The 23,891-nt window shown below is 63.5% G+C and carries 25 protein-coding genes and 1 tRNA gene; 2 read left to right on the top strand and 24 right to left on the bottom strand.

The window, feature by feature from the left end; all coding sequences use genetic code 11:
• Position 1: 1 nt before the first annotated feature.
• The 8 genes from nuoH to FS320_RS03520 all read right to left on the bottom strand — a co-directional run bounded on the left by nuoH (position 2) and on the right by FS320_RS03520 (position 8,386).
• Positions 2 to 1,027 (bottom strand): NADH-quinone oxidoreductase subunit NuoH, encoded by a 1,026-nt coding sequence (gene nuoH / locus FS320_RS03555; RefSeq protein ID WP_152709298.1) that lies wholly within the window; start codon positions 1,025 to 1,027, stop codon positions 2 to 4.
• A 12-nt stretch (positions 1,028 to 1,039) separates the two neighbouring features.
• Positions 1,040 to 3,118 carry an NADH-quinone oxidoreductase subunit NuoG gene (nuoG, locus tag FS320_RS03550; RefSeq protein ID WP_152709295.1) on the bottom strand — a complete coding sequence of 693 codons (2,079 nt, stop codon included), beginning with the start codon at positions 3,116 to 3,118 and terminating at the stop codon, positions 1,040 to 1,042.
• An 8-nt stretch (positions 3,119 to 3,126) separates the two neighbouring features.
• On the bottom strand, positions 3,127 to 4,428 hold the full coding sequence (nuoF, locus tag FS320_RS03545; RefSeq protein WP_152709293.1) for an NADH-quinone oxidoreductase subunit NuoF: 1,302 nt from the start codon (positions 4,426 to 4,428) through the stop codon (positions 3,127 to 3,129).
• A gap of 14 nt (positions 4,429 to 4,442) precedes the next feature.
• The gene (nuoE, locus tag FS320_RS03540) at positions 4,443 to 5,501 is read right to left on the bottom strand and encodes an NADH-quinone oxidoreductase subunit NuoE (protein WP_152709290.1); all 1,059 of its coding nucleotides are present in this window, start codon (positions 5,499 to 5,501) and stop codon (positions 4,443 to 4,445) included.
• Between the two features lie 115 nt (positions 5,502 to 5,616).
• The gene (locus tag FS320_RS03535) at positions 5,617 to 6,807 is read right to left on the bottom strand and encodes an NADH-quinone oxidoreductase subunit D (protein WP_152709286.1); all 1,191 of its coding nucleotides are present in this window, start codon (positions 6,805 to 6,807) and stop codon (positions 5,617 to 5,619) included.
• A gap of 21 nt (positions 6,808 to 6,828) precedes the next feature.
• On the bottom strand, positions 6,829 to 7,431 hold the full coding sequence (locus FS320_RS03530; RefSeq protein WP_152709283.1) for an NADH-quinone oxidoreductase subunit C: 603 nt from the start codon (positions 7,429 to 7,431) through the stop codon (positions 6,829 to 6,831).
• Between the two features lie 14 nt (positions 7,432 to 7,445).
• Entirely contained in the window at positions 7,446 to 8,030 is a 585-nt protein-coding gene (locus tag FS320_RS03525; protein ID WP_152709280.1) for a NuoB/complex I 20 kDa subunit family protein, read from the bottom strand.
• Positions 8,021 to 8,386: an NADH-quinone oxidoreductase subunit A gene (locus FS320_RS03520; RefSeq protein WP_036351452.1), complete on the bottom strand. Its 366-nt coding sequence runs from the start codon at positions 8,384 to 8,386 to the stop codon at positions 8,021 to 8,023. The genes FS320_RS03525 and FS320_RS03520 overlap by 10 nt, the downstream gene beginning before the upstream one ends.
• A gap of 186 nt (positions 8,387 to 8,572) precedes the next feature.
• Here FS320_RS03520 and FS320_RS50650 point away from each other — a divergent pair, with 186 nt between their 5' ends.
• The gene (locus FS320_RS50650; RefSeq protein ID WP_425294297.1) at positions 8,573 to 9,097 is read left to right on the top strand and encodes a hypothetical protein; all 525 of its coding nucleotides are present in this window, start codon (positions 8,573 to 8,575) and stop codon (positions 9,095 to 9,097) included.
• A 16-nt stretch (positions 9,098 to 9,113) separates the two neighbouring features.
• Here FS320_RS50650 and FS320_RS03510 read toward each other — a convergent pair.
• The 7 genes from FS320_RS03510 to FS320_RS03480 form a co-directional block, all read right to left on the bottom strand.
• Positions 9,114 to 9,190: transfer RNA gene (locus tag FS320_RS03510), tRNA-Asp, on the bottom strand.
• 156 nt (positions 9,191 to 9,346) lie between these two features.
• Entirely contained in the window at positions 9,347 to 9,850 is a 504-nt protein-coding gene (locus FS320_RS03505) for a MerR family transcriptional regulator (RefSeq protein ID WP_152709277.1), read from the bottom strand.
• A 22-nt stretch (positions 9,851 to 9,872) separates the two neighbouring features.
• Positions 9,873 to 10,184 carry an integration host factor subunit alpha gene (locus tag FS320_RS03500; protein WP_152709275.1) on the bottom strand — a complete coding sequence of 104 codons (312 nt, stop codon included), beginning with the start codon at positions 10,182 to 10,184 and terminating at the stop codon, positions 9,873 to 9,875.
• Between the two features lie 125 nt (positions 10,185 to 10,309).
• On the bottom strand, positions 10,310 to 11,287 hold the full coding sequence (locus tag FS320_RS03495; RefSeq protein WP_152709272.1) for a beta-ketoacyl-ACP synthase III: 978 nt from the start codon (positions 11,285 to 11,287) through the stop codon (positions 10,310 to 10,312).
• Positions 11,288 to 11,299: 12 nt separating this feature from the next.
• Complete coding sequence (gene plsX, locus FS320_RS03490; RefSeq protein ID WP_152709269.1) at positions 11,300 to 12,334, bottom strand: phosphate acyltransferase PlsX; 1,035 nt, start codon at positions 12,332 to 12,334, stop codon at positions 11,300 to 11,302.
• Positions 12,335 to 12,465: 131 nt separating this feature from the next.
• Complete coding sequence (locus FS320_RS03485; RefSeq protein ID WP_152709266.1) at positions 12,466 to 12,981, bottom strand: YceD family protein; 516 nt, start codon at positions 12,979 to 12,981, stop codon at positions 12,466 to 12,468.
• Positions 12,982 to 12,993: 12 nt separating this feature from the next.
• Positions 12,994 to 13,524, bottom strand: a complete 531-nt coding sequence (locus FS320_RS03480; RefSeq protein ID WP_162002784.1) for a ubiquinol-cytochrome C chaperone family protein — start codon at positions 13,522 to 13,524, stop codon at positions 12,994 to 12,996.
• 102 nt (positions 13,525 to 13,626) lie between these two features.
• On the opposite strand from FS320_RS03480, the gene FS320_RS03475 reads away from it, so the two are divergent.
• The gene (locus tag FS320_RS03475; RefSeq protein WP_152709263.1) at positions 13,627 to 14,079 is read left to right on the top strand and encodes an outer membrane protein assembly factor BamE; all 453 of its coding nucleotides are present in this window, start codon (positions 13,627 to 13,629) and stop codon (positions 14,077 to 14,079) included.
• A gap of 124 nt (positions 14,080 to 14,203) precedes the next feature.
• On the opposite strand, the gene FS320_RS03470 is transcribed toward FS320_RS03475, so the two are convergent.
• The 9 genes from FS320_RS03470 to glyA all read right to left on the bottom strand — a co-directional run bounded on the left by FS320_RS03470 (position 14,204) and on the right by glyA (position 23,875).
• On the bottom strand, positions 14,204 to 16,330 hold the full coding sequence (locus FS320_RS03470; protein WP_152709261.1) for a sodium-translocating pyrophosphatase: 2,127 nt from the start codon (positions 16,328 to 16,330) through the stop codon (positions 14,204 to 14,206).
• Positions 16,331 to 16,486: 156 nt separating this feature from the next.
• The gene (locus FS320_RS03465) at positions 16,487 to 17,716 is read right to left on the bottom strand and encodes an MFS transporter (protein ID WP_152709258.1); all 1,230 of its coding nucleotides are present in this window, start codon (positions 17,714 to 17,716) and stop codon (positions 16,487 to 16,489) included.
• Positions 17,691 to 18,677: a thiamine-phosphate kinase gene (gene thiL, locus FS320_RS03460; RefSeq protein ID WP_152709256.1), complete on the bottom strand. Its 987-nt coding sequence runs from the start codon at positions 18,675 to 18,677 to the stop codon at positions 17,691 to 17,693. The genes FS320_RS03465 and thiL overlap by 26 nt, the downstream gene beginning before the upstream one ends.
• A gap of 241 nt (positions 18,678 to 18,918) precedes the next feature.
• Positions 18,919 to 19,401: a transcription antitermination factor NusB gene (gene nusB / locus FS320_RS03455; protein ID WP_152709253.1), complete on the bottom strand. Its 483-nt coding sequence runs from the start codon at positions 19,399 to 19,401 to the stop codon at positions 18,919 to 18,921.
• A 2-nt stretch (positions 19,402 to 19,403) separates the two neighbouring features.
• On the bottom strand, positions 19,404 to 19,895 hold the full coding sequence (gene ribH / locus FS320_RS03450; protein WP_152709250.1) for a 6,7-dimethyl-8-ribityllumazine synthase: 492 nt from the start codon (positions 19,893 to 19,895) through the stop codon (positions 19,404 to 19,406).
• A gap of 178 nt (positions 19,896 to 20,073) precedes the next feature.
• Positions 20,074 to 20,709: a riboflavin synthase gene (locus FS320_RS03445; RefSeq protein ID WP_152709247.1), complete on the bottom strand. Its 636-nt coding sequence runs from the start codon at positions 20,707 to 20,709 to the stop codon at positions 20,074 to 20,076.
• Positions 20,709 to 21,848 (bottom strand): bifunctional diaminohydroxyphosphoribosylaminopyrimidine deaminase/5-amino-6-(5-phosphoribosylamino)uracil reductase RibD, encoded by a 1,140-nt coding sequence (ribD, locus tag FS320_RS03440; protein ID WP_152709245.1) that lies wholly within the window; start codon positions 21,846 to 21,848, stop codon positions 20,709 to 20,711. The genes FS320_RS03445 and ribD overlap by 1 nt, the downstream gene beginning before the upstream one ends.
• Positions 21,845 to 22,354, bottom strand: coding sequence for a transcriptional regulator NrdR (gene nrdR / locus FS320_RS03435; protein ID WP_152709242.1), 510 nt, complete (start codon positions 22,352 to 22,354; stop codon positions 21,845 to 21,847). The genes ribD and nrdR overlap by 4 nt, the downstream gene beginning before the upstream one ends.
• 216 nt (positions 22,355 to 22,570) lie before the next feature.
• On the bottom strand, positions 22,571 to 23,875 hold the full coding sequence (gene glyA, locus FS320_RS03430; RefSeq protein WP_152709239.1) for a serine hydroxymethyltransferase: 1,305 nt from the start codon (positions 23,873 to 23,875) through the stop codon (positions 22,571 to 22,573).
• Positions 23,876 to 23,891: the final 16 nt, after the last annotated feature.

Genomic DNA, 23,891 nt, shown 5'->3' with positions numbered 1-23,891 from the left:
TTTAGCGGACGCCCGGCGCATTGCCGGTCGCCATCAGGACAGTTGCCACGATGATGACCATGGCCAGGGAGAGCGGAAGGAAGACCTTCCAGCCGAGGCGCATAAGCTGATCGTAGCGGTAGCGTGGCACCAGGGCTTTCACCATGGCGATGAGGATGAAGAGGAAGCTCGCCTTCAGTACGAACCAGATCACGCCCGGCACCCATGTGAAGGGTGCGAATGGGATCGGCGACAGCCAGCCACCGAGGAACAGGATCGTTCCAAGGGCGCACATGGTCATGATGGCCACGTACTCGCCGAGCATGAAGAGGAGGTACGGCGTGGAGGAATATTCCACCATGTACCCGGCGACCAGCTCCGATTCTGCCTCGGGCAGGTCGAAAGGCGGGCGGTTCGTCTCGGCCATGGCCGAGATGAAGAACACCACGAACATCGGGAAGAGCGGCAGCCAGTACCAGCCCAGGATGCCGAGGCGGGTGTTCTGCGATTCCACGATCTGCGACAGGTTCAGCGTTCCAGCGCACATCAGCACGGTCACGATGACGAAGCCGATGGAGACCTCGTAGGACACCATCTGGGCCGCGGAGCGAAGTGCACCGAGGAATGGATACTTCGAGTTCGACGCCCAGCCACCCATGATGACGCCGTAAACGCCGAGCGACGAGATCGCGAAGATGTAGAGAATGCCCACGTTGATGTCGGCGATGGCCCAGCCGGCATTCAGCGGAATGACCGCCCAGGCCGCGAGTGACAGGGTACACATCACCAGCGGGGCCAGCAGGAACATGCCCTTGTTGGCCGGAGCCGGAATGACCGGCTCCTTCAGTACGAACTTGAGCAGGTCGGCAAAGGACTGGAGCAGCCCCCAGGGACCGACCACGTTCGGGCCGCGGCGCAGCTGAACCGCCGCCCAGACCTTGCGGTCGGCATAGAGCGCATAGGCGATGAAGATGAGAAGCGCCACCAGCATGAGCAGGCTCTTGCCCAGCATGATCGCGACCGCGAGGAGGATGTCTCCAAATTCCATGATCCGTTCCTCTTACTCAGCCGCCTCGAGCTTCAGCTCACGGGCGAGCGCAGAGCACTCGGCCATGACGCCGGAGGCGCGGGCAATCGGGTTCGTCAGATAGAAGTCCTTCACCGGGCTCACGAACGGCTCGCGGCCAGGCGTGCCGCCGATGCCGGCAAGCGCCTGGACGGCCGCAAACCCATCCGCCGGCTGGACCGTGTCGATGGTTGCGAAGTGCGGGTAATGCGCATAGAGCTTCGCCCGCAGAGCATTGAGCGAGTCGAACGGCAGACGGTGACCCAGCACGTCGGAGAGCGCGCGCAGGATGGCCCAGTCTTCGCGAGCCTCGCCCGGAGCGAAGGCCGCACGATTGGCGAGCTGCACCCGTCCTTCCGTGTTCACGTAAGTACCGGACTTTTCCGTGTAGGTCGCGGCCGGCAGGATCACGTCAGCGCGGTGTGCGCCACGGTCGCCATGGGTTCCCTGATAGATCACGAAGGCGCCGGGAGCGATGTCGATCTCATCCGCGCCGAGGTTGAACAGCACGTCCACGTTACCCTGCGCCATCGTCTGAGCGTTCAGGCCCCACTCGCCCGGCACGAGTCCGAGATCAAGCGCACCGACGCGGGAAGCTGCGGTGTGCAGGACCGAGAAACCGCTCCAGCCGTCCTTGACGGCGCCCACATCGCGGGCAAGCTGCGCGGCAGCCGAGAGAACGGCGAGACCATCCGGACGGAAGAGAGCGCCCTGCCCCACGATGATCAGCGGACGCTCGGCACCACGAAGCTTTTCGATGAAGCTGTGACGGCCCGCAGCAAGCTCGGCCAGCGTCTCGGGACCAGCGCCGAGGTAATCGTAGGGATAGGTCAGATCCGCGTGCTCACCGATCATGGCAATCGGCGGCGGAGCCATACGCCAGCGCTTACGGATGCGGACATTGACCAGCGAAGCCTCGATGCGCGGGTTCGAACCCACGATCAGGATCGCGTCCGCGTCCTCGACACCGGCAATGGTGGTGTTGAAGAGATAGGAGCCACGGCCATAGACCGGCGACAGCACAGTTCCATCCTGGCGGGCGTCGATGTTGGTAACGCCGAGGCTTTCCATGAGGAGCTTCAGGGCATACATCTCCTCGACAGCGGCAAGATCGCCCACGATGGCGCCGATTCGTCTCGGATCCGTGCCCTTCACGCGGCTGGCGATGGTAGCGAAAGCTTCCTGCCAGGAAGCAGGACGCAGGCGCCCGTTTTCACGCACGAAGGGGCGGTCGAGGCGCTGGAGGCGCAGTCCGTCCACGATCTGGCGGGTCTTGTCGGTGATCCACTCCTCGTTCACCGCCTCGTTCACGCGCGGCAGGATGCGCATGACCTCGCGGCCACGGGAATCGATGCGGATCGAGGAGCCGACCGCATCCATCACGTCGACGGAATCGCTCTTGGTGAGCTCCCAGGGACGATAGTGGAAGGATTCCGGCTTATGGGTGAGCGCGCCGACCGGGCAGAGATCCGCCACGTTGGCCTGCAGCTCCGATCCAAGGGCTCGCTCGAGATAGCTCGTGATCTCCATGTCCTCGCCGCGCCACAGGGCGCCGAGATCCGGCACGCCAGCCACTTCGGCGGAAAAGCGCACGCAGCGGGTGCAGTGGATGCACCGGTTCATGGAGGTGCGCACTAGCGGGCCGAGATACTTGTCGGTCACCGCGCGCTTGTTCTCGTGGTAGCGGCTGGTGTCGACGCCATAGGCCATGGCCTGATCCTGCAGGTCGCACTGGCCGCCCTGGTCGCAGATCGGGCAATCGAGCGGGTGGTTGATGAGGAGGAATTCCATCACTCCTTCCCGCGCCTTCTTCACCGTCGGCGACTTCGTGGAGATCTCCGGCGGCTCGCCGTTCGGGCCGGGACGGCAGTCGCGCACGCCCCAGGCGCAGGATGCGACCGGCTTCGGCGCGCCCTTAACCTCCACGAGGCACATGCGGCAATTGCCGGCGATCGAGAGCCGCTCATGGTAACAGAAGCGCGGAATTTCTGCTCCCGCTGCCTCAGCGGCCTGGAGCAGTGTGTATTCCGCGGGAACGTCGACCTCGACGCCATCAACGATGATTTTCGCCATCTTCAATCTCACTCCGCCGCAATCAGGACGGATTCGGAATGCGGGTTTGCCGCGTAATCGTCGATCCGCTTCTCAATCTCGTGACGGAAGTGGCGGATCAGACCCTGAACCGGCCAAGCCGCCGCGTCGCCGAGCGCGCAGATGGTGTGGCCTTCGATCTGAGTCGAAACTTCGAGGAGCATGTCGATTTCGCGCTTTTGGGCGCGGCCTTCGGCCATGCGGGTGAGCACACGCCACATCCAGCCCGTACCTTCCCGGCACGGGGTGCACTGGCCGCAGCTCTCATGCTTGTAGAAGTACGAGATGCGGGCAATTGCGCGAACGATGTCGGTAGACTTGTCCATCACGATCACGGCGGCGGTGCCGAGGCCGGACTTGAGATTCCGCAGGGTGTCGAAATCCATGTAGGCGTCGGCGATCTGCTCGGCCGGAACGATCGGCACGGACGAACCGCCCGGGATGACGCCGAGCAGGTTGTCCCAGCCGCCCCGGATGCCGCCGCAATGGCGGTCGATCAGTTCCCGGAAGGTGAGGCCCATCGCCTCTTCCACGTTGCAGGGTTTGTTGACGTGGCCCGACACGCAGAAGAGTTTGGTGCCGACGTTGTTCGGGCGGCCGATGCTGGAGAACCAGGAGGCGCCGCGGCGCAGGATCGTGCCGGCAACTGCAATCGACTCGACGTTGTTCACCGTGGTCGGGCAACCGTACAGGCCCATATTGGCCGGGAACGGCGGCTTCAGACGCGGCATGCCCTTCTTGCCTTCCATGCTCTCGATGAGAGCCGTCTCCTCGCCGCAGATGTAAGCACCAGCGCCGTGGTGGACGTAGAGGTCGAAGGGATAGCCGTGGATGTTGTCCTTGCCGATGAGCTTGGCCTCGTAGGCCTCTTCCACCGCGCGCTGAAGCGCGTGGCGCTCGGCCACGTACTCGCCGCGGATGTAGATGTAGGCCGCGTGAGCCCCCATGGCGAAGGACGCAATGAGGCAGCCCTCCACGAGAAGATGCGGATCGTTCCGCATGATCTCGCGGTCCTTACAGGTGCCCGGCTCCGACTCGTCCGCGTTCACGACCAGGTAGTGCGGCCGGCCATCCGACTGCTTGGGCATGAAGGACCACTTCAGGCCCGTGGGAAAGCCTGCGCCGCCGCGGCCGCGCAAGCCGGACGCCTTCATCTCGTTGATGATCCAGTCGCGCCCCTGCTCTAGGAGGAACTTCGTTCCGTCCCAGGCGCCGCGCATCTTCGCGGCCTTAAGGTCCGGCGAATGAAAGCCGTAGAGGTTGGTGAAGATACGATCATTGTCCTGAAGCATTCCCGATCACTCCATCAGGACGACTTGTTGTCTTTATCGACGATCACGTCCGGTTTGCTTTCGCTACCGTCGCGGCGGGTCTCGGCTTGTGCAGGCGGCGTGCCGGCAACCGGTGTCGTCGGGCTGCTCGGCACGGCCTCACCGTCTTTCTTCGGCGACGCAACGTAAGACTTGCCGCTCTGTGGAGCATGTCTCGGCTCGGCTTCCGTGTGCGACTGCCCTTTGGTGGCTTTCGACGGATCAGCGGCTTCCCTTTGGTCAGCCGGATTGATCGGTGTTTCGCCTTCCTTCGCGCGCTTGGCCGGCGTATCGGCAGCATCGCTCTCGATCGGTCGTCCGGCGGTCGGCTTGGCGGCCTTCACCTCCTGAGGAATCGAAGCCATGGCAGCTGCGGGTTCTGCCGTCTCGGCCGCCTTTGCCTGCTCCTCGAAGCGCTTGCGCCAGGCACCGACGAGAGAGCCGTCGTAGAGAGTCGGATCCTGAAGGGTGTTCACCGCCTCAAAGGGCTCCGATCGACTGCGGCCGATCTGCGAACCCACCTTCACAGGGTGACCGGCGGCGAGATCGTCGAGAAGCTTCTCGAAGTTCTCCGTCGTCAGGTCTTCGTAATAGTCGTCGTTGATCTGCACCATCGGCGCATTGGAGCAGGCGCCCAGGCACTCGACCTCGAGCCAGGAGAAGTTCCCATCCGCCGTCACATGGTTCTGATCGCCGATACGGCGCTCCAGCACTTGTCTGATGTCCCCGGCCCCGCGCAGGACGCAGGGCGTCGTGCCGCAGAACTGGATGAAATACTTTCCGACCGGCTCAAGGTTGAACATCGTGTAGAAGGTCGCCACCTCCATCACGCGGATCACCGGCATGTCGAGCCTGGTCGCCACGGCCTCGATGGCCTTGCGCGGCAGCCAGCCGCCCGCCTGCTCCTGAGCCTTGCCCAGGAGAGCGATCACGGCCGAAGCCTGCCGGCCGGGCGGATACTTGGCGATTTCCTTGTCCGCGAAAGCTTCGGTCTCGGCGGAGAGAACGAAATTCTCGGGCTGCATGTTTTCAGGCGCGAGCTTACGAACGGCCATACACTCTTCTCCTCATCGCCATGGCCGGGCATGAGGCCCGGCCACTCGCGACTTGAACTTGTCCAGCACGCTTCAAACAGCGTGGATATCCGTCCCGGAACCGGGGCGGTTTTCGTTAGCGGTCGACCTCGCCGAACACGATGTCGATGGAACCCAGGACACCTGCGACGTCGGCCAGCATGTGGCCGCGGCACATGAAATCCATACCCTGAAGGTGGGCGAAGCCCGGAGCACGGACCTTGCAGCGGTAAGGCTTGTTGGTACCGTCTGACACGAGGTACACGCCGAACTCGCCTTTCGGAGCCTCGACGGCCACATAGACCTCGCCCGCGGGGACGTGGAAGCCTTCCGTATAAAGCTTGAAGTGATGGATCAGCGCTTCCATGGAGCGCTTCATATCCTTGCGCGAAGGCGGAGCGACCTTGCCGTCGAGCGTCGTCACCGGACCCTGCCCATCCGGCACCCGTAGTTTGTTCAGGCACTGGCGCATGATCCGCACGCTCTGGCGCATCTCCTCCATGCGGATGACCTGGCGGTCGTAATTGTCACCGTTCTTGCCGACGGGGACGTCGAATTCCATCTCCTCGTAGAGCGAATACGGCTGAGCTTTACGCAGATCCCAGGCGACGCCGCAGCTGCGGACGATAGCCCCGGAGAAGCCCCACTTCCAGCAATCGTCCAGGGTGAGAACGCCGATGTCGACGTTACGCTGCTTGAAGATGCGGTTGCCGATGACAAGGGTGTCGAGATCGTCGAGAACCTTCAGGAACGGATCGCAGAAAGCCTCGATATCGTCGATCAGCTCCGGCTGGATGTCCATGTTCACGCCGCCGGGACGGAAGTAATTGGCGTGCATGCGCGAGCCGGAAATCCGCTCGTAGAAGATCATGAGCTTCTCGCGCTCCTCGAAGCCCCAAAGCGGCGGCGTGAGAGCGCCGACGTCCATGGCCTGCGTGGTCACATTGAGAAGGTGGGAGAGAAGGCGCCCGATCTCGGAGTAAAGGACTCGGATCAGCTCGGCACGGCGCGGAACCTCGATGCCAAGGAGCTTCTCGACCGCCATGCAGTAGGCATGTTCCTGGTTCAGCGGCGCGACATAGTCCAATCGGTCGAAATAGGGATTGGCCTGAACGTAGGTCTTGTACTCGATCAGCTTCTCGGTGCCGCGATGCAGCAGACCGATATGGGGATCGACGCGTTCGACCACCTCGCCGTCCAGCTCCAGAACGAGGCGCAGAACGCCGTGCGCAGCCGGGTGCTGCGGGCCGAAATTGATCGTGAAGTTGCGGATATTATGCTCGCCCATGGGTCGCCCTTTCCGCTCCTCTTAAGCCTTGGCCTTCTCGTCCCCCGGGAGCACGTAGTCCGTGCCTTCCCATGGAGAGAGAAAGTCGAAGTTGCGGAATTCCTGACTGAGCTTCACTGGCTCGTAGACCACGCGACCCTGACCATCGTCATAGCGGACCTCCACATAGCCCGTCATGGGGAAATCCTTACGCAGGGGGTGCCCCTCGAAGCCATAATCGGTGAGGATGCGGCGGAGGTCAGGATGACCCGAGAACAGGATCCCGTAGAGGTCATAGGCCTCGCGCTCAAACCAGTTCGCCGCCGGCCAGACTTCAACCAGAGAAGGAACTGGCGTCACCTCGTCAGTTTCCACTTTCACGCGGATGCGGCGGTTATGGTGCGGAGCCAGGAAGTGATAGACCACGTCGAAGCGCTTTTCGCGGGCCGGATAATCGGCGCCGCAGATATCGATGAAGCAGACGAAGCGGCACTGCGGGTCGTCCCGCAGGAATGTCGCCGCCCGCACGATATCCTCGCGGCGGACGACGATCGTCAACTCGTCGAAAGCTATGGCCCGGTTCTCGATCGTCTCACCGAGGGATGAGGCGATATAGTCACTCAGGGCTTGGAGATCAGCACTCATGCAATGACCTTTGCTCAGCGCTCGATGGTGCCGATCCGGCGGATCTTCTTCTGCAGAAGCAGCACCCCGTACAGGAGCGCCTCAGCCGTCGGCGGGCAGCCCGGAACGTAGATGTCGACCGGCACGATGCGGTCGCAGCCACGAACCACGGCATAGGAGTAATGATAGTAGCCGCCGCCATTGGCACAGGAGCCCATGGAGATGACGTAGCGCGGCTCCGGCATCTGATCGTAAACCTTGCGGAGGGCGGGAGCCATCTTGTTGGTGAGCGTACCGGCCACGATCATCACGTCGGACTGGCGCGGCGAGGCGCGCGGAGCGAAGCCGAAGCGCTCGACATCATACCGCGGCATGGACATCTGCATCATCTCGACGGCGCAGCACGCCAGGCCGAAGGTCATCCACATGAGCGAACCGGTGCGCGCCCAGGTGATGAGATCCTCGGTCGAGGTGACGAGAAAGCCCTTGTCGGACAGCTCCTCGTTGAGGGAGACGAAGTATGGGTCCGTCGATCCAACCGGCTTGCCGGTATTCGGGTCGACGATGCCGCGCGGCGCGGGAGCGACCAGGGTCGACTGGTTATCGGAGATCAATCCCATTCAAGGGCCCCCTTCTTCCACTCGTAAATGAATCCGACCGTCAGGACACCGAGGAAGATCATCATGGAGATGAAGCCGAACCAGCCCAGGTTCCCGAACGTGATGGCCCAGGGGAACAGGAATGCCACTTCCAGGTCGAAAATGATGAAAAGGATGGCGACGAGGTAGAACCGCACGTCGAACTTCATGCGGGCATCGTCGAAGGCATTGAAACCACACTCGTAGGCGGACAGCTTCTCGGTATCGGGACGGCTGTAGGCCACGATGAAAGGCGCCACGAGCAGCGCCACCCCGATCAGGAGCGACACGCCGATGAAGATTACGAGAGGCAGGTAGTCGGCGAGGAGATTCGTCATACGACACCTAGAACGAACGGAGCGCGGCCGAAAGCCGGCAATCTGAAACGCATTTAAGCCCCAGAAAGGCCCGATAAAAGCCCCTGCGACAACGCGCTGATTGCGCGGGAGGCTTAGCTGAGTTCCCCTTCCCTGACAAGTGTTTGCACTGCCGCAAAAAGAACCATTCCAAACTAGGATATGGCCATGTCGGCTGCTTTCGCCGCCTTTCGGCTGGCCGCGGCCTCGGCTTGCCCCGGCGGCGATCTCCGCCTTGGCCTTAGCCTCGTACCTGACCCGAATCCCGTTGAGCGCCACCTGGGTCAAATGTTCGATGCCGATGAACACGTTCTAGACGGCGTTAGCCCGGGTCGGCTCGTCAAGCTTGGCCTGAATGGCGGCGGCATCGCGATTCTGGGTGTTTTGAATCAGAAACACCATCAGGAAGGTTATGATGGTCGTTCCTGTGTTCACGATGAGGCAGATTCCGAACGTGACAGGACGACCCGCAACCTGAGCCACCCCGTTGGAGAAGCTCGTGAACGATCTGGACGTCGACATAGGCAACGGAACCACACTCACGCGCCGATAACGTCCAGCTTCGCCAAGCGCCTCAAAACCATGGAGGGAATGCAGCTCTGCGGGAAAAGTGCCGCTTTCTATCCACGAGCACGACTATCGGAATGTCGAATCGCGCCCGGAATTCATCCATTCGGACTGGTATCGAACTGACTTTGAGGAAGAAAAGTGGCGCGGGCGACGGGGCTCGAACCCGCGACCTCCGGCGTGACAGGCCGGCACTCTAACCGACTGAGCTACGCCCGCGCATCGGACCGCCGAAGCGGTGTGGGTGCGGTTTAAGGGCCACCCTGACCCCTGTCAAGGGTTGAATGCGCTCATTTTGGAAAGCCTGCAAAAAACGGAATTGCAGAGGCGATAAGGCATCTCGGACCTCGGCCGAGGCTCCTATCATACGAGGCCTCACTCACCCGCCGGGACCTCACCCGAACTCTTCAGGGAGGACAGCACCCGGTCACACTCATAGAGCTCCTCGAGGGCAGCCTGGAGTCCATGAAGTGCCTCCGGAGACAAACCCTGCTGAAGACGGGCGCAGGCTGCATCCTCGTCCTCGTAAAGGTGACTTCCGTCAGGAAGCTCAATCTCCCTGACGCCTGCTTGTGTCGCCTCGGGATGAAGCGTCGTGACGCTCTGCTCTCCGCGCCCGATGCCCTGGACGAAGCGAACCCCTTCCTCTTTCAGGATCCGCTGAACGCCTTTGATCGTATAGCCTTCGCCGTAGAGAAGCTGGCGTATGCCCTTTAGCAGGTCGACGTCGTCAGGACGGTAATAGCGCCGCCCGCCGCCACGCTTGAGCGGCTTGATATGGTTGAAGCGGGTTTCCCAGAAGCGCAGCACATGCTGAGGGACGTCGAGGTCTTCAGCGACCTCGCTGATCGTGCGGAATGCGTCGGGGCTTTTGTCCATGACGCCGCTCGCCATAGCCGGATCAATCCTCGCCTTCGAAGGTCTCACCGTTGATATGCGCCTTCAAGACGTTCGAAGGCTTGAACACCATGACCCGACGGGGATCGATTGGAACCTCGACACCGGTCTTGGGATTGCGGCCGACACGCTCTCCCTTGCTGCGCACGATGAACGATCCGAAGGATGAGAGCTTCACGGTCTCCCCGGCGGCCAGGCTGTCGCAGATTTCGCCCAGGACCCGCTCCACCAGTTCAGCCGATTCGGTCCGCGAGAGACCCACCTTCTGATAGACGGCCTCGCTCAGATCCGCTCTCGTTATCGTCTTGCCAGCCATTGAGCTCCCCAGCGCGAATGAGTTCGTTGGTCTTGTCGTCCCCGACGACGCTATGCAGATGGCTCCCTATGGTCAACCGCCAAGGTAGAAATACCGGATACCACCAGAGTCGAAGTCCTTCGGAGCTACCAGCGGATCAGGGCGCTTCCCCAGGTAAAGCCGCCACCGATGGCCTCGATCATGACGAGATCCCCGTCCCTGATCCGCCCATCCCTTCGGGCAGCGTCCAAAGCGAGGGGAATCGAAGCAGCAGAGGTATTGCCGTGCTTGTTGACGGTAATGACGACTTTCTCCGGCGCGATACCCAGCTTGTCCGCGCTCGCCGTGATGATGCGCTTGTTGGCCTGGTGCGGCACGAACCACTTCAGCTCCTCGGCGCTCGTGCCGGTCGCCTTGAAGGCGTCCTGCACGACGTCCGCCACCATGCCGACGGCGAATTTGAAGACCTCGCGGCCCTCCATCTTCAGAACGCCGGTTGTTTTCGTCGAGCCCGGGCCGCCGTCGACGTAAAGTTTGTCGCGGTAGCGCCCATCTGAACGGAGGTGGGACGTCAGGACGCCACGGTCGGCGGACGTGCCCTCCCCCTCCTGGGCCTCGAGGACGATGGCCCCTGCCCCGTCGCCGAACAGCACGCAGGTGGTGCGGTCATTCCAATCGAGGATGCGGGAAAAGGTCTCGGCACCGACCACAAGGGCACGCTTGTGCGAGCCGGACTGCAGGAATTTGTCCGCCGTAGCCACGGCATAGACGAAGCCCGTGCAGACGGCCTGGAGGTCGAAGGCTGCCCCATGGGTCATGCCGAGGCCGGTCTGGATCATCGTGGCCGTCGATGGGAATGTATAATCGGGCGTCGAGGTGGCACAGATGACCAGATCGATGTCGTCGGCCGTGAGCCCGGCGTCCGCCAGGGCCGCTTCCGCTGCCTTGATCCCGAGAACGGACGTGGTTTCGTCATCGTCGGCGATGTGGCGCTCCTCGATGCCGGTCCGCTGCACGATCCACTCGTGCGAAGTTTCCACGAACTTCTCGAGGTCCTGGTTTGTCAGCTTGCGCCTCGGCAGATAGGAGCCGATGCCGCGTACGACGGAACGGGTGCGTTTCAAGATGCGCCTTCCTCAGGCCGTTTGGCCCACCGGATCATGGTCCAACATGCTCCGGATTGTGTTCATCAATTCAAAATGCGCCATGTCGTAAGCGACGTCGATGGCGCTTGCGAAGCCGAGATCGTCCGTGCCGCCATGGCTTTTGACGACCACTCCTTCGAGACCCAGGAAGACACCGCCATTGACCTTGCGCGGGTCCATCTTGTCCCGGAGAGCGTTAAAGGCCTGTTTCGCGAACAGGTAGCCGATTTTCGCCATCAAGGTACGGCTCATGGCCGAGCGCAGGTACTGGGCGATCTGCTTAGCCGTTCCCTCAGCGGTCTTCAGGGCGATATTGCCCGTGAACCCTTCGGTCACGACCACATCGACGGTGCCTTTGCCGAGATCGTCACCCTCCACGAACCCGCGATAATCCAAGTGCGGAAGGTTCGATTCCTTCAGGATTCGGTTGGCTTCCTTGACCGCTTCGATCCCCTTGATTTCCTCTGTGCCGACATTGAGAAGCCCCACGGTCGGGCGATCCAGGTCGAACACGATGCGCGCCATGGCAGCGCCCATGATTGCCATATCCACCAAATGGCCCGCATCCGCGCCGATGGTCGCACCGACATCGAGCACGATGCTCTCGCCCCTCATGGTCGGCCACATGCATGCAATCGCCGGGCGTTCGATATGCGCCATCGTCTTGAGGCAGACCTTGGCGGTCGCCATCAGAGCCCCGGTGTTGCCGGCTGAGACGGCAGCATCAGCTTCTCCATCACGGACGGCCTGGACGGCCCGCCACATGGAGGATTTGCCCCGCCCCATCCGGATGGCCTGGCTGGGCTTTTCGTCCATGGCGATGGCGATGTCCGTATGGCGCAGCTCGCTGGCTTCCTTCAGCTTGGGATGAGCGTTCAGGAGAGGCGCAACAATCGTTTCATTGCCGAACATCAGGAAGCGGAGATCGGGGTGGCGCTCCAAGGCCAAGGCTGCGCCCGGGATCACGACGGACGGACCGTGATCGCCCCCCATCGCATCAAGCGAAATACGCACCGGCTTCGGCATGAACGATTGTTCTTTCTTTTAAGTCATTCAACAGGGGGCGGAAAATAGCGGTTTGCGGTCGCTCCGCAACTGAATTCTGTGGTCCTGAGATCAGCCGGACATATGCCGTAAGGATCGCTGCCGCCAGTCCCCTACTTGCTCCCCTTCAGCTTGTTCAATGCTGCGAATGGCGAATCCTTCTCGTCCGCAGGATCCCGATAACTGAAGTCGACACCAGGCTTGCGCGGATAGGGATCGAGCCCGAGTACAAGAAATTCGGCCGTGAGCGCGCCCAAGTCGATCTGACCATTCACGATCTCATCCGGCGGCTCATATTCATGGATGTCGGTCGGCGGCTCCGCCGGCATGCCTGAAGACTCCGCGAAATCCACCTCGACCTCTTCCTCGATCATGGAATCGAAGGGTTCGAGGGTCGTCACGCAGATCTGTGTGATCGAAGCCTTGACCACTCCTGTCACATGGATGCCCTTGGCGGAGGCTTGCAAGTGGTAATCGCCGGAAAGTGCCTGGATTCCTGGCAAGCCGAAATCCTGAGCCAGGGCGGCACATTCCTCGGCCGTCGCCTCCACATGGACCTCCTGCCCACGGGGCGGGATCCTCATGATGTCGACGAGCCGCGACAAAGGTCCCACGGTTTCGGGTGTCATCAGATTGCCTCCTTAAGCAAAGGTCTCAGGCGCAGGGAAAACAGGCCCTGTTTCCAGAAGTGTATCCAGATCCACCGTCTTGAATCCCCGATCGGCTGCGAGAGCATAACGCGCCAGGGGGGTGGCCGGTGCCTCGCTGCCGTAGACGTTGCGGCCGAGGGCCAGCGCCAGACCTACCTCGTCGGCGCCGTTGAGGGGCGTATCATAGGCATGCGCCCGCCCATAAAAGGATTCGGCGACCTTCTTCATCCGCTTCGGCACAAGGGTATCGCCGACGCCCATTTCTCTTAATGAGGCATCCATATCCCGGAAGAAGGCATCGGTCAGGTCTTTGGCGACCTCATCGGCGGGATGCGGGAACTCACGCAGGGCACGCAGGGCCAGAACCATATGCAGCGACAGGGCCTCGAACCGCCCTTCCAGAGTGTCCGGAATGCCAAGTGCCGCATAGAGCCCGGGCATGCGCGATGCCGTCGCGATTCTCTTGTAGAGGGATGCGATGGTGGTGCGCCGGGGGTCCTTGCGGAAGAGACTGAAGATCACGGCTCTGCCCTTCCAAGCTTGTCAAAATCGTAGCCTCGGGTTACGCCATCACCATCCGTAGGCGCAAGCTTATCCGCGCCCCATTTCTGGAAGAACCGTACGATGCGTCGATATCATACCCTTTTGATGCGCCTGGCTACTGCAACCGTTCTCGCCTCGTCCGTAGCCGCCTGCACGATGGGCGACGAGTTCCAACGCGGCTACGTCGCGGATGAGCGCGCCATCGCTCAGGTGAAGAAGGGCATGAGCGCCGACCAGGTCCTTCAGACCCTCGGAACACCTTCGACCGTGTCCACGGTCGGCAACCGCAACTGGTACTACATCAGCCAGAAATCCCGCCGTACGCTGCAGTTCATGGGCGAGCAGGTGGTGGACCAGCAGGTGACCGCCGTCTATTTCGACCAGGGCCTGCGGGTCGAGCGCATCGCCCTTTACGGCCTCCAGGACGGCAAGGTCTTCGACTTCATCAGCCGCACCACCCCGGCCGGCGGCGAAGAGGCCAGCTTCATCGGCCAGATCTTCAAGGGCGTGACCAGCTTCAACCCGTTCAGCTGATCCGACATCGGCGCGAGAATTCAGGGTGGCCGGGCTTTGTCCCGGCCATTTTGCTTTGAGGCGCTTGCAAAAGCGAAAACCCCGGCTTTCGCCGCGGGTCTCATGCTGTTTGGCAGTGCCGCTCTTATGAGTGGGCGAGGATCGCGAGGAGCAGCAGGGCGATGATGTTGGTGATCTTGATCGCCGGGTTCACAGCAGGTCCTGCCGTATCCTTGTAGGGGTCTCCGACGGTATCGCCCGTGACGGAAGCCTTGTGGGCTTCAGAGCCCTTGTGATGGGTCGTGCCCGAGGCATCCGTGAAGCCGTCCTCGAAGGACTTCTTGGCGTTGTCCCAGGCGCCGCCTCCCGAGGTCATCGAGATGGCGACGAACAAGCCCGTCACGATCACGCCAAGCAGCATGGCGCCCACGGCCGAGAAGGCCTCGGACTTGCCGGCTACCCAGTAGACGACGAAGTAGGTCACGATCGGCGCCAGCACCGGCAGGAGCGAAGGCACGATCATTTCCTTGATCGCGGCACGGGTGAGCATGTCGACCGCACGCCCGTAATCGGGACGGTCGGTGCCGGCCATAATGCCCGGCTTCTCGCGGAACTGACGACGCACTTCCTCCACCACCGCCCCCGCCGCCCGGCCTACCGCCGTCATGGCAATGCCGCCGAAAAGGAACGGGATGAGACCGCCGAACAGGAGACCGACCACAACATAGGGATTGGTCAAGGAGAAGTTCGGCGCCACGCCCTGGAAGTACGGATACTGCGCGGCGTTCTGGGTGAAGTAGTTCAGATCCGACGTATAGGCCGCGAACAGCACCAGGGCGCCGAGGCCTGCGGAGCCGATGGCATAGCCCTTCGTCACCGCCTTCGTGGTGTTGCCGACCGCATCGAGAGCGTCCGTCGACTTGCGGACCTCCTTCGGCAGACCAGCCATTTCGGCAATGCCGCCGGCATTGTCGGTCACCGGGCCGAAGGCATCCAGGGCAACGATCATGCCGGCGAGAGCCAGCATGGCCGTCACCGCAATCGCAATGCCGAACAGACCCGCGAGCTTGAAGGCCACGATGATGCCCGCGATGATGACGATGGTCGGCAGAGCAGTCGCCTCCAGCGAGACCGCAAGGCCCTGGATCACGTTCGTCCCATGGCCAGTCACGGAAGACTGGGCGATAGAGCGCACCGGACGGAAGCCGACGCCGGTGTAGTACTCGGTGATGACCACGATGAGTGCCGTCACGGCCAGACCCACGATGGCGCACCAGAACAGGGCCTGACCCGTGAAGTCGGCCCCGGCGACTGGGCCGAAGCCGATCATCTGCCAGGTGACCGCGGCAATCGCCGCCGCCGACAGAACCCCGGTCACGATGAGCCCCTTGTAGAGAGCGCCCATGATGGACTCGTTCTGCCCGAGCTTCACGAAGAATGTGCCGATGATCGAGGTGACGATACAGGCAGCGCCGATGGCGAGCGGATACAACAGCATGGTGTCGAGCGTTGCCTGGCCGGCGAAGAAAATGGCCGCGAGAACCATGGTGGCGACCACGGTCACCGCGTAGGTCTCGAACAGGTCGGCCGCCATGCCGGCGCAGTCGCCGACATTATCGCCCACGTTGTCGGCGATGGTCGCCGGATTGCGCGGGTCGTCCTCGGGAATGCCGGCCTCGACCTTGCCCACGAGATCGCCGCCGACGTCGGCACCCTTGGTGAAGATGCCGCCGCCGAGACGGGCGAAGATCGAGATCAGCGAGGCTCCGAAGCCGAGGGCCACAAGGCTGTCGATGACCACGCGGTCGGACGGAGCCAAGCCTGCAACGCGAGTGAGATAGCCGTAATAGACTGCGACGCCGAGAAGGGCGAGGCCCGCCACCAGCATACCGGTCACGGCACCCGACTTGAAGGCAACGTCGAGACCGGCGCCCAGGGATTGGGTTGCAGCTTGGGCCGTACGAACATTGGCGCGAACCGATACGTTCATGCCGATGAAGCCTGCCGCAGCGGAAAGAATGGCACCGATGGCGAAGCCGATGGCAACCCGAATGCCGAGCAAGTAGGCGATGATCACGAACAGGACGATGCCGACGATCGCGATCGTGAAATATTGCCTGCGAAGATAAGCTTTTGCGCCTTCGGCAATCGCCCCCGCGATTTCCTGCATACGCTGAGAACCGGCGTCCCGCTTCATCACGTCGCTGATGGCCCAGAAGCCATACGCAATCGAAAGAAGACCACCCAAGATAATAAGGGTCAGTGCCATCATGCCATCCTTGTTATGGGAAAGCAAAAAGCCACTCTTCAAGGCCCACATTTTGGCCTTGAAGGACCTCCACCCCCAGCGAACGTCGTATTTGGTGACAAAAAACTAGGCCGTTCGCAACAATCCTGCACGCAGAACCCACAGGAACGCCTTAATACTTTAAGCGGGTGCGATCGCCTTCGTCCTCTGCTGCCAAGCTAGCAGAACTAGCGCGATGAGGACGGGCGGGAAGACCAGCCAGTTCACGCTCTCCCAGCCACCCGCACTCAGGAGCTTCCCTGAAGAGAAGGAGGCGATGGCGACTGAGCCGAAGATGAGGAAGTCGTTGGCCGCCTGGACTTTGGCACGCTCCTCCGGCCGGTAGCAATCGGTCACCAGGGCGGTCGCGCCGATGAAGCCGAAGTTCCATCCGACCCCGAGAAGGATGAGCGCTGTCCAGAAGTGGGCGATGCCGATGCCCGACAGGCCGATGAGGGCGGAAAGAGCAATCAGAACCAGGCCCGTGGCCGTCACCTTTCCCTTGCCGAATCGGGCGATCAGGCGACCGGTGAAGAAGCTCGGGCCGAACATGGCCAGGATATGCCATTGGATGCCGAGCGCCGCCGCGCCGATCGAGTGGCCGCAGTCGATCATCGCCAAAGGGGCTGCCGTCATGATGAAGGTCATGAGACTGTAGGACACAAGGCCCGTCACCGCCGCCACGATGAACCGGGGCTGACGCACGATCTCGATCAGAGGACGGCCGGCCGCCTTCGTGGACGTGGGGCTGACAGGCGCCGGTCGCAGGAACGAAATCGCGATCATCGAGAGCAGGGCCAGGGTCGCCTGTGCCAGGAACGCTCCCGCAAATGGAGCTGCCTGGACCGCATCCCTGGTCCAGATCACGGTTTGCGGCCCGATCACGCCGGCCACCAGGCCTCCGGTCATGACCCAGGAGATCGCCCTGGGCTTGAAGGATTCGGAGGCGGAATCCGTCGCGGCGAAGCGGTAGCTCTGGTTGAAGGAGCCGTAGCTGCCGATGATCAGGGTCCCGAGGCAGAACAGGGTAAAACTGAACGAGGCGATGCCGAAGGCGGCCAGGCAGCCTCCCGCAAGGCCGATCCCTGCGCCGATGATGTAGCCGATTCGCCGTCCTGCCTTGCGCATCAGCAAGGCGGCCGGGATGGTGCCGAGCGCCAGCCCGAGATTGAGCAGGCTGACGGGGAGTGTCGCCAGTTCCCTGTTCGATGCGAGCGCCTGCCCCACGAGGCCGCCGAGCGACACGACGATGGCCGGACTCGAGCCGCCGAGTGCCATGGCGACGGCCAGGACGACGGCATTGTGCTTGGCGACGACGTCGCTGGAAGGTGCCTGGAATGAACTATCAGAAATGCTGGTAGGAGCCGACATCGTAGCGTCTTTCGAGACCGTTGATCCGAAAGACCGGCAGGTCATGTCCTGAGACGACTCGGCCGATGACGGACAGGGTGATCCCGACCGTATCGGCCTCTTTCCGGAAACTGTCGAGATTCTTTTCCGGCACGGTGCAGAGGATCTCGTAGTCGTCCCCGCCGGTTAGGGCGAGGTCGAGCAGGTCGGGCGAAGCCTGCACAGCCTTCGCCGCGGCACCCGACAGCGGCACCCGGTCGGCCTCGATGAGGGCGCCGACGCCGCTTGCCCGCATCATCTTGGCGAGATCTCCGGCGAGGCCATCCGAGACGTCCATGGCGGCGCTGGCATGGCTTCGCAGGGCTGCCGCGAGGCGATGGCGCGGCCGGGGGTGGAGATAGCGGTCGGCGAGATGCGCCCGTTCCTCAGGCGATAGGCCCTCGGCCCAGTCTGGACCGGAGTGGAGCTTCAGCCCGAGGGCCGCGTCGCCGATGGTGCCGGTGACACAGATGACGTCGTCAGGCTTTGCCGTCGTGCGCAGTACCATCCGGCCCGCCGGAACCTGCCCGACAGCGGTGACGGACAGGGTCAACGGACCTTTCGCCTTCACGGTATCGCCGCCGAGGAGCGGGCAGGCGAAATCCCGTGACGCTTTTCCAAGCCCTTCGGCGAACTCGGCGAGCCAGCTCTCGGTCCAGTCGTCGGGCAGAGCGAGGCTCAGCAGGAAACCGGCCGGGTCGGCGCCCTTGGCGGCCAGATCCGAGACGTTCACGCCGAGCGCCTTGCGTGCAATGGACCCGGGGGCATCCTCGGGCAGGAAATGGACGCGCTCCACCAAGGCGTCGACGGTGAGGACGAGATCGTGGTCGGGCTTCGACGTGAGACGGGCCGCATCGTCCTTCAGGCCAAGGGCCCCTTCGCCGGCGATGGGGGCGAAGAAGCGGGCGATCAGGCCGTCTTCCGAAGGTCGTTGCACGCTCATGAGCGGGTGCGTCTCCTTCCCTCCCCATGTTGAGGAGGAAGTAAGGGCGGGGGGTGGACGAGCCATTCTCTCACGTCATGGCCGGGCTTGTCCCGGCCATCTCGGTACAGTGAAGCGCGTCGCTTCTCAAATCGGGATCACCGGCACAAGGCCGGTGATGACGCGGGGAGGAAGCGCGCTCTCGTTTCCAGTCGAGTGCAGCGCCCCGCTTTGCAACCCATTTCCCAGTGTCCGGCCGCGTTCAGCGCTTGCCCTGGCCGGCGGACTTCTTTTCGAGCTCGCCCGGGCGGACGTCGCGGGCGACCTTGTCCAGCACCGCGTTCACGAGGCCCGGCTCGTCCTCGCCGTAGAAGCTATGGGTCACGTCCACATATTCCGTGATGACGACGCGGGCCGGCACGTCCTTGCGGAACATCAGCTCATAGCCGCCCGCGCGCAGGATGGCGCGCAGCACCGCCTCGACGCGCTTCAGCGGCCAGTCGCTGGCAAGCGCGTTGTCGATCTTCATGTCGATCTCGCGCTGGTTCGTGACCACACCCGAGAGAATGTCGCGGAAGAACACGTTGTCCGACGGCTGGAACTCGATGCCCTCGACCTCGCGGCCGATCCAGAAGGCCTCGAACTCGGCGAGCGCATCGAGCACGGTCTTGCCCGACACGTCCATCTGATAAAGGGCCTGGACGGCAGCGAGGCGAGCGGCCGAGCGCTCTGCTGGCTTCGTCATGATCAGGCCTCCACGAGTTGGCGCTTGATGCGCAGGACGGCGAGAGCCGCATCCACCGCTCCACCGCCCTTATTCAATTCATTCACGCTCGCGCGGGTCCAGGCCTGCTTGTCATTCTCGACGGTGAGAATGCCGTTGGCCAGCGGAATGCGGCGCTCCACGGAGAGGTCCATCAGGGCGCGGGCGCTCTCGCCGGCCACGATATCGTAATGGCCGGTCTCGCCGCGGATGACGCAGCCCAGAGCCACGACGGCGTCGTAAGGCCTGCCGGCCTTCTCGGCAGCATCGAGCGCGATCGCGATGGTGGCGGGGATTTCGAGCGCGCCATCGAGGGTCAGCACGTCCATGGTGGCCTGCGCCGCCTCGACCGCGTCACTCGCGCCGCGCAGAAGCTCGTCGGCGATGTCGTCGTAGAAGCGGGCCTCGACGACCAGGATGCGGGCGCCGGGAACCGGCGGACGGGGGCTTTTCGGCTTATCGGAAGGCGCGACCATATGAAATCCGTTCAGAATTCTGACAGTCTCTCTGCCCTCGTCCTGAGGAGCAGCCGGAGGCTGCGTCTCGAAGGAGGGTCCAGAAAGCACTGGAGACGCCCTGATCCTTTGAGACGGCGCTGACGCGCCTCCTCAGGATGAGGGTGGTGTATTGGATACGGGAAACGTTAGGGTTCACCTACTCCGCCCGGCGCGCATCCGCAAGCCGCGCGGCGTAGCGGGCCATGAGATCGACCTCGAGGTTGAGCTTGTCGCCCACCTGCCGGCCGCCCCAGGTGGTGACGCTCAGGGTATGGGGAATGATCAGGACCGAGAACATGTCGTTGTTCACGGAGTTCACCGTGAGCGACGTGCCGTCGAGGCAGACGGAGCCTTTTTCCGCGATGAAGGGGGCCAGCGCGTGCGGCGCCTTGATGACGAACCGTGCGGTCGGCCCCCACGGGTCGTCGCCGGCGGTGATCGACTCCTTGCCCACGATCGTGGCAACGCCGTCCACGTGCCCGGTCACGATATGGCCGCCGAGTTCGTCGCCGATCTTCAGCGAGCGCTCCAGGTTGACCCTGGTGCCGGACTGCCAGTCGCCCACGGTGGTGCGCTCCAGGGTTTCGGCGGCGGCATCCACGTCGAACCAGCAGCCGCCCTCGCGGGGGCCGACGGCCACTACCGTCAGGCACGGCCCGCCGCAGGCGATGGACGCACCGAGCGCGATGGTGGCGGGGTCATAGGATGCATGGATCCGCAGGCGCTTCAGGGTTCCCTGAGCCCCCTCGGCGGTCGCGATCTCACCGACATCGGTGACGATACCCGTAAACATCAGGGTCTCTCCCAAAACATGAAAAGATCGGGGCCGATCCGGTCCTCGGCCCGGCAATCGAGAAGGTCCATGCGGTCCTGGAGCGACGGGCCGAGGGCCGGAAGGTCGCCCTGCCCCCTGGCCGAGCGGCCGGTGACCAGGACCAGTTCGTCGACGAGGTCGGCCTCGGCCAGCGCATCCGCCAGCTCGGGGCCGCCCTCGCAGAAAATACGGGTGATGCCGCGGGCGCCGAGGAGTTCCAGGGCTTCCGGCAGCAGGACACGGCCGCTCTCGTCGGCCGCGACCCGCAACACCTCCACACCGTGCTCCGTGAGGGCTTTTTCCGCCTCGACGGGGGCCGTGACGGTTGTGACGATCCAGGTCGGAATATCGCGCGCACCCGCCACGACGCCAGCGGTCGGAGGCGTGCGCAGGTGCGAATCGACGACGATGCGGATGGGCGAGCGAGCCTCCAGGCCCGGCAGGCGGACGTTCAGCAGCGGATCGTCAGCGAGAAGGGTGCCGACCCCGACCATGATCGCATCCGCATGGGCGCGCATCAGGTGCACCTTTGCGTTGGCGATCGCGCCCGTGAGCATCAGGCGCGGGCCCTGGCGCGAACCCGCGAAGCCTTCGGTGCTGCGCGCGAGCTTCACCGTGACCGCAGGCCGCCCCTTCGTGACGCGGGTGATATGGCCGATATGGGCGCGGCGGGCGTCCCTGGCGAGGCAGCCGACCGTCACGTCGATCCCGGCCTCCCGCAACCGGGCATGGCCGAGCCCGGCGACGCGCGAATCCGGATCCTCGAGCGCCGATACGACCCGTGCCACTCCCGCTTCGACCACCGCATCCGCGCAGGGCGCGGTCCTGCCGTGGTGCGAGCAGGGTTCGAGGGAGACGTAGAGGGTCGCGCCCTTCGCGCGCGCTCCCGCAGCCGCCAGGGCCACGCGCTCGGCATGGGGCCGGCCTCCGGCCTGAGTGGCGCCCTGCGAAAGGATCACCGGAGCATCCCCGCTCTCGTCCACGACGATCGAGCCGACGGATGGATTCGGCCAGGTCAGGCCGAGATTGCGCTCGCCGAGGGCAATGGCGAGGCGCATGAAGCGCTCGTCCTGAATGGCCCGATCGGATTGTCGCCCTGTCGCCCCCGGGGAGTTCATTGCTCGGTCTGTACGCGCTTCTTCTTCGGCGGAGGCGGAAGATCCTCATCCCCCTCGCCTTCGGCCAGCTTGCCGAGAATTTCCTCGAAGTCCTTGGCTTCACGGAAGTTCTTGTACACGGAGGCGAAGCGCACATAGGCCACGTCGTCGAGGCCTTTCAGGCCCTCCATGACGAGCTCGCCCACCGTCTCGCTCGGCACCTCGCCGTCGCTCATGCTCTCGAGCTGGCGCACGATGCCGTTGATCATCCGCTCGACCCGCTCCGGATCCACCGGACGCTTGCGCAGCGCGACCTCGACCGATTGCTGCAGCTTGTCCCGATCGAACGGCACCCGCCGGCCGGATCGCTTCAGGACCGTCAGCTCACGCAGCTGCACCCGCTCGAAGGTCGTGAAGCGGCCGCCGCAATCCGGGCAGATGCGGCGCCGGCGGATAGACGAGGAATCGTCCGTGGGACGGGAATCCTTCACCTGGGTGTCCAGGCTCCCGCAATAGGGACAGCGCATCAGCCTTCTACCCGCAGATCCAGATCAAGATTCGTCAAAGCCGCACATATCCGGAACGCGATGCCGGCCATCTGAGAACAACCATCAGCCGTCATGGCCGAGCCTGTCCCGGCCATCCCGATCGGAAGAGCGCTCCACCTCGGACAACCGGGATCACCGGCACAAGGCCGGTGATGACGCAGAAGGGGAAGGTCCGGCCACACTCTGGCTTCTCGATCAACCATAGATCGGGAAGCGGCGGGTCAGCTCATGCACACGCTGCTTGACCGATTCCTCGACCGAGGCATTGGCCTCCTCGCCGTGCTTGGCGAGGCCGTCCAGGGTCTCGACGATCAGCTCGCCGACCTTCCGGAACTCGGCCACGCCGAAGCCACGCGAGGTGGCTGCCGGGGTGCCGAGGCGGATGCCGGAGGTGATCATCGGCTTTTCGGGGTCGAAGGGCACGCCGTTCTTGTTGCAGGTGATGTGCGCGCGGCCGAGAGCAGCTTCGGCGGCCTTGCCGGTGAGCTTCTTCGGGCGCAGATCGACCAGCATCAGGTGGTTGTCCGTGCCGCCGGCCACGATGGCGTAGCCGCCGGCCAGCATGGTGTCGGCGAGCACCTTGGCATTGTCGACCACCGAGCGGGCATAGAGCTTGAACTCGGGGCGCAGGGCCTCGCCGAAGGCCACCGCCTTGGCGGCGATGACGTGCATGAGCGGTCCGCCCTGGAGGCCGGGGAAGATCGCGGAATTGACCTTCTTGGCGATGTCCTCGTCGTTGGTGAGGATCATGCCGCCGCGCGGGCCGCGCAGGGTCTTGTGGGTCGTGGTGGTGACCACGTGGGCGTGCGGGAACGGCGACGGATGCGCGCCGCCGGCCACGAGGCCCGCGAAGTGGGCGATGTCGACCATGAAGAAGGCCCCGACCTCATCGGCGATCTCGCGGAAGCGGGCGAAATCCCAGAAGCGGGAATAGGCCGAGCCGCCGGCGACGATCACCTTCGGCTTGTGGGTGCGCGCAAGTTCCGCGACCTCGTCCATGTCGATGATCTGGTCGCTCTCGCGCACCTTGTAGCTCACCACGTTGAACCACTTGCCGGACATGTTGACCGGCGAGCCGTGGGTCAGGTGGCCGCCGCAGGCGAGATCGAGGCCCATGAAGGTGTCGCCCGGCTTCATCAGGGCCATGAACACGGCCTGGTTGGCCTGGGAGCCGGAATTGGCCTGGACGTTGGCGAATTTGCAGTCGAACAGGCGCTTGGCGCGCTCGATGGCGAGCTCCTCGGCCATGTCGACGAACTGGCAGCCGCCGTAGTAGCGGCGGCCCGGATAGCCCTCCGCGTACTTGTTGGTCATCACCGAGCCCTGGGCTTCCAGGACGGCGCGGGAGACGATGTTCTCGGAGGCGATCAGTTCGATCTCGTCGCGCTGGCGGCCGAGTTCGAGCCCGATGGCGCGGGCGATCTCGGGATCGCCGTCGGCAAGGCTCGCCGAGAAAAAGCTGTTGGACAGATGGCTGTGTGCCGCTTCACTCGCGCTCATGGGTCACCCTCGTCTT

Origin of the sequence: Microvirga tunisiensis (assembly GCF_009296175.1) — a bacterium.
GTDB lineage: Bacteria > Pseudomonadota > Alphaproteobacteria > Rhizobiales > Beijerinckiaceae > Microvirga > Microvirga tunisiensis.
Note: the sequence above shows the minus strand (reverse complement) of the source record. Positions and strands in the feature narration are given on the sequence as shown.